The organism is Rhodococcus koreensis (assembly GCF_900105905.1).
GTDB lineage: Bacteria > Actinomycetota > Actinomycetes > Mycobacteriales > Mycobacteriaceae > Rhodococcus_F > Rhodococcus_F koreensis.
Genome location: NZ_FNSV01000005.1, coordinates 3,553,356 through 3,564,734 on the forward strand (window position 1 = coordinate 3,553,356; position 11,379 = coordinate 3,564,734).

The 11,379-nt window shown below is 64.8% G+C and carries 9 protein-coding genes; 3 read left to right on the forward strand and 6 right to left on the reverse strand.

What is annotated here, in order from left to right; translation table 11 throughout:
• Positions 1-54: 54 nt before the first annotated feature.
• The 5 genes from BLV94_RS20730 to BLV94_RS20750 are packed head-to-tail and all read right to left on the reverse strand — an operon-like array spanning position 55 to position 3,927.
• Positions 55-843: an SDR family NAD(P)-dependent oxidoreductase gene (locus tag BLV94_RS20730; protein WP_083395626.1), complete on the reverse strand. Its 789-nt coding sequence runs from the start codon at positions 841-843 to the stop codon at positions 55-57.
• Positions 840-1,823, reverse strand: coding sequence for an ornithine cyclodeaminase family protein (locus tag BLV94_RS20735; RefSeq protein WP_072942986.1), 984 nt, complete (start codon positions 1,821-1,823; stop codon positions 840-842). The genes BLV94_RS20730 and BLV94_RS20735 overlap by 4 nt, the downstream gene beginning before the upstream one ends.
• A gap of 6 nt (positions 1,824-1,829) precedes the next feature.
• Entirely contained in the window at positions 1,830-2,126 is a 297-nt protein-coding gene (locus BLV94_RS50990; protein ID WP_241031472.1) for a dihydrodiol dehydrogenase, read from the reverse strand.
• Positions 2,126-2,665: an aromatic-ring-hydroxylating dioxygenase subunit beta gene (locus BLV94_RS20745; protein WP_072942985.1), complete on the reverse strand. Its 540-nt coding sequence runs from the start codon at positions 2,663-2,665 to the stop codon at positions 2,126-2,128. The genes BLV94_RS50990 and BLV94_RS20745 overlap by 1 nt, the downstream gene beginning before the upstream one ends.
• Positions 2,659-3,927 (reverse strand): aromatic ring-hydroxylating oxygenase subunit alpha, encoded by a 1,269-nt coding sequence (locus BLV94_RS20750; RefSeq protein ID WP_072942984.1) that lies wholly within the window; start codon positions 3,925-3,927, stop codon positions 2,659-2,661. Before BLV94_RS20750 ends, BLV94_RS20745 begins: the two co-directional genes overlap by 7 nt.
• A 455-nt stretch (positions 3,928-4,382) precedes the next feature.
• Between BLV94_RS20750 and BLV94_RS20755 the strand changes: the two genes are divergently transcribed.
• The 3 genes from BLV94_RS20755 (at position 4,383) to BLV94_RS20765 (ending at position 7,883) form a co-directional block, all read left to right on the forward strand.
• Positions 4,383-5,399 (forward strand): dihydrodipicolinate synthase family protein, encoded by a 1,017-nt coding sequence (locus BLV94_RS20755; RefSeq protein WP_072943161.1) that lies wholly within the window; start codon positions 4,383-4,385, stop codon positions 5,397-5,399.
• A 66-nt stretch (positions 5,400-5,465) separates the two neighbouring features.
• Positions 5,466-6,911 (forward strand): NAD-dependent succinate-semialdehyde dehydrogenase, encoded by a 1,446-nt coding sequence (locus tag BLV94_RS20760; protein WP_072942983.1) that lies wholly within the window; start codon positions 5,466-5,468, stop codon positions 6,909-6,911.
• 39 nt (positions 6,912-6,950) lie between these two features.
• Positions 6,951-7,883 carry a VOC family protein gene (locus tag BLV94_RS20765; protein ID WP_072942982.1) on the forward strand — a complete coding sequence of 311 codons (933 nt, stop codon included), beginning with the start codon at positions 6,951-6,953 and terminating at the stop codon, positions 7,881-7,883.
• Between the two features lie 16 nt (positions 7,884-7,899).
• Here the strand turns inward: BLV94_RS20765 and BLV94_RS20770 are convergent, their stop codons facing one another.
• The gene (locus BLV94_RS20770; protein ID WP_072942981.1) at positions 7,900-11,331 is read right to left on the reverse strand and encodes a serine/threonine-protein kinase; all 3,432 of its coding nucleotides are present in this window, start codon (positions 11,329-11,331) and stop codon (positions 7,900-7,902) included.
• Positions 11,332-11,379: the final 48 nt, after the last annotated feature.

Genomic DNA, 11,379 nt, shown 5'->3' on the forward strand with positions numbered 1-11,379 from the left:
ACAACATTGTTCGTTCTTTCTCGAGTGGTGCGCCCGGCACGGCGCAGCGGCCGGTCAGCCGACGAGGTATCCGCCGTCGATCGGCAGGACGACACCGGTGATGTAGCCCGCTGCGGCGGAGGCGAGGAACGACACTCCGGCCGCTACCTCCTGTGCATCTCCGGGTCGGTTCATCGGGATGTTCCCCCCGACGGGTGAGGGGTCGTCGGGGACGGATCCCCCGGCTCGCCGCAGTGCTGCCGCGCTGGTGGTGAACAGGTCGGTGGGAATCCACCCAGGAGCGACGGCATTGACACGCACCCCGCGACCGGCGTACTCCGCAGCGATTTTCAGGGTCAGGCCGACGACCGCGTATTTCGAGGCGATGTAGGCGGACCCGCCGCCGCGGGGCACGAGCCCGGCCGACGAGGCGATGTTGACGATCGCGCCGCGGCCGCGTTCGACCATGAGCGTTCCGACCTCCCGCATCACATTCGCGGTACCCAGGACGTTGACGCGCAGGACCCGTTCCCAGGTGGCGGAGGTGAGCTCGTCGAAATCCAGGTTCTGGTCGAAGATGCCGGCGGCATTGACCAGGACGTCGATCTCTCCCAGGTCGGACGTGACCTCGCCGACCACCGTGCGGACACGCTCCTCGTCGGTGATATCCGCCGCGTAGGCGGTGCTGCGCCCGCCCGTCCCGGAGACGATCTCGGCCGTACGCTTGGCGCCCACGTCGTTGGCGTCGATCACCGCGACCGCGTATCCGTCGTCGGCCAGACGGGTGGCGACAGCGCGTCCGATTCCGCTGCCGCCACCGGTCACGACCGCCACTCGCTCGGCCCAATTCGCCACGGTGCTCACGCCCCCGCGGGCTTCTTGGTGCGCAGCAGGTCCACCGTCGTCCCGATTCCGTTCTGCACGGCCCTGTCGTAGATCACCTTGGCCGCGACCAGGTCCTGCAAGGCGGTGCCGACCGACTTGAACACGGTGATCGCGTCTGCGTCGTGGGCGGGCACTCTGCCGATGGCGAGGTCCGCGAGTGTCACGATCTTGCCGTCGAGGAGCCCCTTCTCGTCGGCCGCGAGCAGATCCCCGGACTCCATACGGGCCTGTTCGGGAGCGTCGCTGACCACGAGTGCGGCCCGGTCGACGACGTCGGTGTCGATCTCCCGCAACGAGGGCATGGTGGAACCGATCGACAGCACCGTGGTCCCAGGCGCGAGCCACTTGCCCTCGAGAGCGATACGTCCTGTTCCGGCACCGGTGTTGGTGGCGACCACGACGACCGGTGCGGCGGCCGCCTCCGCGGGATCGGATACCGGGACGACCTCCACGTCGAGGCGTGCGGCCATCCGCTCGACGAATGCATTCCGCCGCTGCGGGTTCGGGCTGAAGACCCGTACCCGTTTCACCTCGAGGGCGGCGAACACGCCCTCGAGGTTCGTCTCGGCCTCCAACCCGGATCCGATGACCCCGATCTCGACGGCGGTCCGCGGCGCGAGAAGACCGGCGGCCACGCCCGTGGTCGCGCCGGTCCGGGCAGCGGTGAGGTATGCCCCGTCCAGTTGAGCGAGCAACTCACCGGTCAGCTCGTCGAACAGGCCGATCAGGTACTGGACCCCACCTTCGGAGACCTGGTTGAAAACCTTGAATCCCATCAAGCCGGTGCCGGCCGACACGCCCGGCATCAGCCGGAAGAATCCGGGCGTCGACTCCAGGTTGATGCGATCCGGCAGTTGCGCACCGCCGCGGGCCTGCGTGCGGTAGCCCTCGCGGATGGCGCTGACGAGGTCGGACATCTGCGTGAGGCTTCGCACATGCTCGTCGGTCAGTAGCAGCATTGGTCGTTACTCTCTTCCGATTTCGGTGGTCGGGGGATCCTCGGGGCCGAACGGCTGGTCGAGGTAGGCGGAGATCGTTTCTTCGTTCTGCCAGCTCAGCCCTTCGAGCGCGAGGGCATCGAGGCGGATGTGGTGGTCGAGTCGGAGCGAGGTGATCTCGAGCCGTTGCCCGTTGCGGGTCAGGATCTTCCGCACCCGTACGGCGGTGAACTCGTTGACGACGGTGAACTCGGCATCGACGGTTCCGTCGCCACCGTGCGGGGCGAGCGAGTCGTCCGTCGGGCGCGTCCGGGGAGTTGACATCAGATCACCATTCGCAGGTGCGGCAGTCTGACGACGCTCTCGTCGAGATGGACCGTCCGTTCCACGAGACCCCAGCCGTCGCCGCGACGACGCAGGATGTCATGCCGTCCGGCCGCGGTCATCACCACCGGATCCGATTGGTGGACAACGGCCACCAGCACGTTCGACGTGACGGACACCTCGTCGGCGCGCCCGGTGTCGGCGACGGACAGGACCGAGACGAATCGCCGCACCCGCTGGAGTGGGACCTCCCCCCAGGAGAAGTCGATGTGGTCGGGTTCGAGGCGCCTCGCCCAGAGATTGGCCAGGGAGTCGCGGGATTCGTCGAGCAGGTACGCACCCGCCACGAAGGGTGACTGCGACGGGTCGTCGCGTGTCACGGTGACGGGGATCCGGTAGACGAACTCGGGTTCGAGCAGCGGAATCCACCGCGCGTAGTCGTGCGCGTCGAGCAACGCCGTCTCACGGCCGTAGAACCTGCTCACATTGGCGAACGTCGCATCGTCCGCGGCGACATCGATCCGTTCCGCGCTCAGCATTGGTCGGCCGTCCCGGTCGTGCGGGTGCAGATGCTGTCGTCGTCGAGCAGTTCGGACCACCTGCGGAACATCTCCCGCTGGTTGACCTCCGAGTGATCGACGTCGTAGACGGCGCCGGGCCAGCCGACATCGTCGGCCGGTTTGATACCGACACCGCCGGCGTAGACGAAATCGGTGGACTGCGACACCCGGCCGCGGCTCATGTCGGCGACGCTCGTCCAGTTCTGGAAGTCGTCGGTGTCGAAGATCCCGGCGAGACCGACCATGCGGAGGTTCGCGCGCTGCGAGTGCGCGCGTTGCTCCTCGTCGTACCACCGCGGCACCAACGCGAACATGATCAGTTCGCAGTGCATCTCGTCGACCGGTTGCCACTGCCGGAGTTGGACGTACGACACGGCCGGGGTGTCGTCCCCGGAATAGAGGGCCGCGGCATCGATGAAGGACAAGTTGGGAAAGACATTTCCGTGTAGGACAGAGATTCTCGACATCAGGTCCGCCTGTCTCGGGTCGAGACCACTCGCGATGTCGGCCCAGCGCTCCTCCGGGTATCCGAGAAACACCGGTTCATCGGTTTCCAGGCCGTAGTGCTGGACCCGGAGGGTATGCCCGTTGCCGGCGACGATGCATCGCCCACGCATCGCATCCATCGAGACGTCGTCCAGCTGCGGAAAGGCCTCGGTGTTCAGATACGTACCCAGGTCTATCGGACTCTTGTGCGTCGTTCCCAGGTGATAACCGTCGCCGGCGAAGTTCTCCGCGCCCAGCTTCCAGTTGGTTCGCACCAGTGCGCGCGCCGGCGGACCGACGACCTGCAGGTCACCGGCCTTGTCGAGCACGGCTTCGAGATACCAGGCCATGTCGCCGAGTTCGTCGAGCAGCGAAGGAGCCTCGGGGTCCCAGCTCGCGAAGATCAGCCCGTGGAAGACGTCGACGTTCGGCGGCCCGACGAGGTTGTACTTGCTCTTGTCGAAGTCCGCGTCGAAGACCTGCTTGCGCTCGGGCACTCCACGCAACGTGCCCTTGTTGGAGAAGGTCCAGCCGTGGTAGCTGCACCGAAAGTGCGATGAGTTGCCCATGTCGGCACGACACAGTTGATTGCCTCGATGCGTGCACGAATTCAGGAGGATGCGGACGTCGCCGGTCTCGTCCCGGACGACGATGACGTCCTCGCCTCCCAGCTTCCTGGTGACGTAATCGCCCGGCGACGGAATTTCGCTCTCGTGGGCGGCGAACAGCCAGCACCGGCCGAAGACTCGTTCCATCTCGGAATCGAATTCGTCTCGGCCCCAGTAGGAACGGCGGCTCACGCGAGTGACGTCCGCGGTAACACGTGTCATCTGGATGACCCCTATCAGGAGTGGATTGATACACCAGGCCGTATGTCCAAATAATGGATACAGGGTCCGTCTGGTGGATGTGATGACGGTAACAACGTTTTGCCGCAGATGTCAAAGGGTCGACCGAGCTGCGCGGCCTCACCCCATCCACCTCACTCGCGGCCAGTCGAGAACGTCGACCGGAGAAATCGTTGACGGCGGACGACAGCCGGTGTTAGCGTCCACACATCCACATACCGGTCTGCATATCCATTATTTGGATATCGGTAAGAGGGTTGATCACCTACCTGCGCGCCGACATCACAGTCCGGCCGGGTACGGGCCGGCCGAAACCGCCCCTGCCTGCGCACCGCAAGAATCCGACGAACGGAGTTCCATTCATGAGCTATTCCCGGTCCGATGCCCGCTCCTGGGCCCAGGCGAACATGAAGGGCATCTGCGGATGCCTCCTGCCCACCTTCACCAGCGATCTGAAGGGAATCAACGAGCGCGCAATCCGGCACGACATCGCCCGAGAGAAGGAGCTGGGGATCTCGGGTGCACTACTCGTCGCCGAATGTGGAACCACTTTCGACGAGCTACTTCAGGTCACCGAAATCGCTGTCGACGAAGCCGCCGGCGGGCTCCAGACCGTGGTGCACGCTGTCCTGCCGACACTCGAAGACAACATCGCACTCGTGCGCGAGTCCGAGCGTCTGGGCGCGGACGTCGTCCTGGTCTCCTACCCGCTCACCTACTACCCGAAGTCCGAAGAGGAAGTCTTCGAGTACACCCGCGCGATCGCCGAGAGCACCAATCTGGGCATCATCGTGTTCGCGATGCACCTGTGGAACTTCCGCCGATTCCACCCGAGCCACTTCTCGCCGGACCTCATCGGCCGGATGATCAACGAGATTCCGAACGTCGTGGCCGTCAAGACGGAGGTCGGCGGTCCCGGCGTCGGCGGCATCGCGCAGATCTTCGAGCGCTACCGAAATGACGTGATCGTCATGGACCCGATCGAGTCGAACTCGCCCGCCTGGCACGCCGCGTACGGCATGCAGTGGATGGGCACGTCGAACTACGAGGCCTACGGCCCGTGGGTCGCCCGCTACTTCGACCTGATGCGCGACGGCAAGTTCGAGGACGCCATGGAGATCTACTGGAAACTCCACCCGATCCGGGAATCCGACGCGGTGGTGGTCGGACAGGCACTCGCGGGAACCGCGATGGTGCCACGGTACCTGTGGAAGTACCAGGGGTGGCTCAACGGATTCAACGGTGGTCCGCTCCGAGCCCCTCAGGCGCGCATCAACGACGGGCAGATGAAGCAGTTGCGGGCCGGGGCGGTCGCGGCCGGCCTCGACGTCACCACCTCGCTCGACGAGGAATTCCTGGTGGGCCGCAACCCGGCCTGATTCTCGTCGATCCATCCCACGACAGCCACCGGACTCTGGCCGGACCCAGAAAAGAAGGAACTTCTCATGTCGCTCAACTCCGCCACCCTGCCCCGGGAGTTGGTCATCGGCGCACACCCGATCGAACGCACCCGGGAGTCGATCGACGTCCTGAATCCGTCCACCGGTGCGCTGATCGCCACGGTTCCGGACGGCACCGTCGAGGACGGACTGGACGCGGTCGGCGCCGCAGCGGACGCCCTCCCCGCCTGGCGCGCCACCAGTCCGCGCGAACGCGCGGAAATACTCCGCCGGTGCTGGGAACTGATGACCGACCGCGCGGAGCACATCGCCGAACTGATCTCCACCGAAAACGGGAAGACGCTCGCCGATTCGCGGGCCGAAACCGCATACGCGGCCGAATTCTTCCGGTGGTACTCGGAGGAAGCGGTCCGCGCGGTGGGACAACTCAGCACCTCGCCGAACGGTGCCAACCGCATATTGGTCGAGTACGAGCCGATCGGCGTAGCCGTGCTCGTCACCCCATGGAACTTTCCGGCCGCGATGGCGACACGCAAGATCGCGCCCGCCCTCGCTGCCGGTTGCACCGTGGTACTCAAACCCGCGACCGAGACTCCTCTCACCAGCCTGCTCATCGCCCAGATCTGCCGTGAGGCAGGCGTTCCGGACGGCGTGATCAACGTGGTGACCACCTCACGCGCGGGTCAGGTCGTCTCCGCCATGCTCCACGACTCACGCGTACGGGCGTTGTCGTTCACCGGCTCCACCGAAGTCGGGCGCACGCTGCTGCGCGAATCGTCGGATTCGATTCTCAAGACCGCAATGGAACTCGGGGGCAACGCGCCGTTTCTCATTCTCGAAGATGCCGACATCGACGAGGCCGTGACCGGCCTCATGATCGCCAAAATGCGGAACGGCGGCCAGGCGTGCACCGCGGCCAACCGCATCTACGTTCACAGGTCGATCATCAACGACGTGGCCGGGCTCCTCGGACAACGGATGGGCACACTGCGCGTCGGCGCCGGCACCAATGAGCGTTCGGAGTGCGGACCACTGATCAACGACAAGGCAGTCGACAAGGTGGAGCAGCTCGTCGACGCCGCCGTCGCCGACGGTGCGTCGGTGCTGACCGGCGGCCAGCGGCCGATCTCGAGGGGCTCCTTCTACTCTCCCACCGTCCTGGTGGGTGTCGACCCGCAATCTGCGATCGTGCGCGAGGAGATCTTCGGACCGGTCGCATCGTTGATCGCGTTCGACACCGACGACGAGGCTGTCGCCGCGGCCAACAGCACCGACCTCGGGCTCGCGGCCTATGTCTACAGCGGCAATCTGCAGCGCGCTCTGTCCGTGGCGAGCCGGTTGGAGGCCGGCATGGTCGCCGTCAATCGGGGTTTGGTGTCCGACCCCGCAGCACCGTTCGGCGGCGTCAAGCAGAGCGGACTCGGCCGCGAGGGCGCGCATGAGGGTCTGCTCGAGTTCATGGAAGCGAAGTACATCGCCACCAACTGGTGACGACGCCGCTCATTTCCCAGTTCAGCTCCAGGAGAAGACATGTCCTTTCCCTCAGTCCATCCCATCACCCACGTCCGCTCGGTCACCATCGCCGTCGAAGAACTCGCCACCGCAACCAACTTCTACCGCGACCTGTGGCAACTCGACCTCGTCACGAAAGATGACGGCAAGGCCTACTTCGGAACCGGATGCGCCGACAACTACGCCATCAAGCTCCGCGAAAACGATGTCGCCGGAATCGAACTGACCACGTTCGATGTGACCGACCGCGCCGGCGTCGACTTCCTCGCCAAGCGGGTCGCCGACAGCGGAGCCCGGATCATCCGCGAACCCGGTGATCGCAGCGACTTCGGCGGCGGCTACTCATGCATCTTCTTCGACTGCGACGGGCGCGCCATCGAACTCGCCGCCGAGATCGACCAGCGAATCTTCCGCGAAGTCGAAGCCGGAGAGTCCCGTCCGAAGTTCATCAGCCACGTCGTATTCAACACCGCCAACCTGCAGAAGACGATCAGATGGTACGGCGAGGTCCTCGGCTTCAAGATCTCGGACTGGCTCCAGGACTTCTTCTGCTTCATGCGCACCGGGCGCTGGCACCACATCATCGCCTTCGCGCAGTCGAAGAACACCAGCCTGAACCACGTCTCGTTCGAACTGTACGGAATCGACGAGTTCATGCGCGGCACCGGCCGCATGATGCGGGCCGGACACCAGCCCCTGTGGGGCCCCGGCCGCCACGGCGCCGGTGACAACACGTACTCGTATTTCCAGGAGCCGTCGAGTGGCTTCGTCATGGAGTACACGACTGCCCTTCAAGTCATCGACGAAGAGCACGGCTGGACTCCGAAGGTGTGGGGCACCAGCCTCGAGGAGCAGGATCAGTGGGGTACTGCCAACGTCTTCGACGAGGTGATCCTCGCAAAGATGGCGCCATCGGACGATCCCGTGCTGTGGACGCCGCCGCAACTGTAGTTCGCCCCGGCCCGCATCACGTGGCGGTGACGACAGCGTTCAGGAACCCGGGCGGAACAGCCGGCCATTCCGCCCGCCATCGGCCGGCTAGTTGCTCCTCCCGAAGTCCGGAGGCAACCGCGACAACCGACGGTCCGGCATCACACACGAGTCGAATGAGGTTCAACTCGGCGCATGTCGCAGCAAGTGGGGCGAGTTCTTCCATGGCTTCGGCCTTTCTGCCCGATGCAGACAAGCAGGCGGTCAGCAGAAGTCTCGCGTGCAACAACGCCCGCGGTCGATTCTGAGCCGCAACTGCGTGCACCAGGTCGTGAGCCCTGGTGCACGCAGAGCCGGCCTGACCCGGCGACCGTTCGGCGAGTAGTCGCCGGATGGCGCCGGACTCCCTCAGCTGCACCGTGATTGTTTCGATACCGGTGGCAGGCGCCTGATCCATCGCCCCCGGCGAAGGTGGCGCGCCCGTCTCCAGGCCTCGTCGTGGTTGTCGTACGCCGGATGGCAGGACGAGCCCGAACCGGATCCTCTCGTCGTCGATCCGCGCCGCCAATCGCGGCAGCGCCATTACCTGCGCAATCCTGTCGCCCTCGTTCAACAGTGTTGTCGCAGATTCCCTGTCACCCGCCAGGGCTTTGACCCGCGCCCCGGTCGCATAGATCGCGATCATGAAGTCGACCAAACCGATCTCCGAACCGAGCGCCCGGCTTTCATCGAGAAGCCGTTCGGCTTCGTCGAGGTTGTTCTGCTCGTACATCATGTCGCCGAGTAGGGCACTGGCCATGCGTGCAGCGTGGGAGTGGATCCCCATCGATTCACGCGCAACCTGCACAGCCTTTCGATAGGTTTCCTCGGCAGCCACGACATCCAACTGCTCATTGGCGGCCAAGCCCGCGTAGCAGTATCCGTACACCGCACTGAACGGGCCGCTGGATTGTTCGTGATACCTGGCGGCCCAATCCTGGATATTTCGAGCCGCATCGAATTCGAACCGGCACATCCCCGCGAAAGAGGCCAGATTCGCCGCCACCGATACGCACCACGGACTCATTGTGTCCGGCTCGGCCAGACAACCCGCCACGAGTTCGTCCACCCTGTCGACGCGATCGGCGGTGACGTCGAGGAGCGCACGGACGAGATCGGATTCCAGCTCCGGGTCGTCGTCAGGCATGGGAATCGATTTCTGTGCGCGTAAGTACTCGGCACGATTCAACGCCGACTCCGCATCCTCGGAGTGGTGCAGGGAAACGTTGGCCCAAGCGAGGGCAATCTGCAATCGCGGGCGTTCCAGGACCGCGGTCGGCGGAAGCTTCGCGACCAGGCCGAGGAGCGTGGCCAGCTGTCCGTGCGAGACCAGGGACATTCCATGGGTCTCCACGAGTTCGACCGCTTCGTCGACCTGGGCGGCAGCAAGGGCGTGATCGACCGCCTCGCTGAGCAATTCGTGGCCGGCGAACCAGCGGAAGGCGATCGTGTGAAGACCTTTCACCCGATCGGGTCGGTCCCGTTCGAGCCGGGCACGGAGAAACTCCGCGAAGACACTACTGAATCGGTACCAGTCCCCCTCGTCGTCGACCCGGTACAGGAACAGGTCCCTGCTCTCGACCTCCTCCAACATCGCGCGACCATCGTCGCTGTGGACGAGCGACGACGCGAGATCCCCGCACATTCGTCCGGGCAGACAGATCGACAGTAGGAAGTTCACGATCTTCGGCTCGAGCGAATCCAGGACATTCGCCACGAGATATTCCCCGAGCGCGCGGTGCCGCCCCGACAGCTTCTCGATGAATGTCGCTGGGTCGCCACGGCCGCGTAACGAGAGCGACACCAGTTGAAGCGCGGCCACCCATCCATCGGTCGATCCCACAATCGAGGCGACCTGTGCGTTCCCGAGCGCCAGCCCTCTCGACTCCACGAGAAACTCGGTCGACTCCCTGATATCGAATCTCAAGTCATGGAAGTCGATTTCGACCAATTCGTCGCGAACTCGGGCCCGACTCATCGGGAGCCCGGACTTGTTCCTGCTCGTCACGATGAGCTGCAGATGGTGGCAGCCGTTGTCGATCAGGTATTCCACTGCGGCAACGGAGGCGGTGTCCGTCACTCGATGCCAGTCATCGATCACGATTGCCAGACGCTCGCCCCCTTCGTGTATCTCGTCGATCAACGACGCGAGGACGAACCGTTCGACATCGTCACCGTGTTCTTCCAGCACTCGCACCAACTCTTCGGCGACGTTCGACCGGACCTGCCTGATCGCCTCGATCAGGTGGGCGAGGAACCAGTCCACGTTGTTGTCGTCGTGGTCGATCGCGAGCCACGCGACCGCGATTCCTTCCGCAATCAATTGGTTTCGCCATTGGGCGGCCAACGTGGTCTTGCCGAATCCTGCGGGACCGTGGATCACCGTCAGTCGTCGCCCCTGGCCCGCGCGAAGAATCCCGACCAACCGGCTGCGGTCGACCAACGGGTGGACGGCGGTCGGCGGCCGGTACTTGGTACGCGGCGTGGGCGGAGTCGACCGTGGCGGGCGCTCTGCTCTGCTCCCCTGCTCACCCGGCAGAGCCATGTCGTCGATGGTGAGCGAGTGCCTGCTCTGGACGAGGCGGAGCTCGTTGCCGAATTCGACAGCGGTTCCGGGGCGGTCGGCCGGATCCTGCTCCATCGCGTGCTCGATCGCAGCGCAGAGATCATCCGGAATGTCGTCGTATCGCAGGTCCGGGACCGGTTGGCGCACAATGCGAAGGAATTGGGCAACCACACTTTCGCCGGATCGGCGTTCGAATGCGGCGTGGCCGGTGAGGAGGCAGAACAGTGTCGCTCCGAGCGAGTAGACGTCCGATGCAGCGGTGGGCGCCTGCCCCTGGAGCAACTCGGGAGCAGTGAACGCAGGTGAGGCGGTGATGATGCTTTCGGACGTCTCGAACCCACCCTCGATCCGCGCGATCCCGAAATCGGTCAGCGCCGGCTCGTCGTAATCGGTGAGCAGGACATTGGACGGTTTGATGTCACGGTGGAGAATGCCGAACCGGTGGGCAACTTCGAGAGCACCTGCCAGTCTGACGGCGATGCTGACCGCTGCTCGCCAGTCGAGGGGCCCGTCGCCTCGAATCCGCGCATCGAGCGAACCTCTCGCGTGGTACGGCATCACGAGGTAGGGATGCCCGGACGTTGTGACCCCGCTGTGGAGGATGGCGACGATGTTCGGATGCCCGGACAACGCCCCCATGGCCCGCTGCTCGCGAAGGAAGCGCTCGCGGTTGTCGCGATCGACGTCCGACTGCAGGACCTTGATCGCGACGACGCGGTTCAGGTTGCGCTGGTCGAGCCGGTACACCGTGCCGAACCCGCCTCGCCCCACTACCCGGGCATTGTCGAACCCCTCGGCCTCCAGTTCGGCCGCGATATCCACGGCAGCATCCCGCTGAGTCGCTAGCGGATCGAACTCGACCATCGCCGGCCTCGACTTCCGGATCGGCTGATCACACCGTAGCGTCAGCAT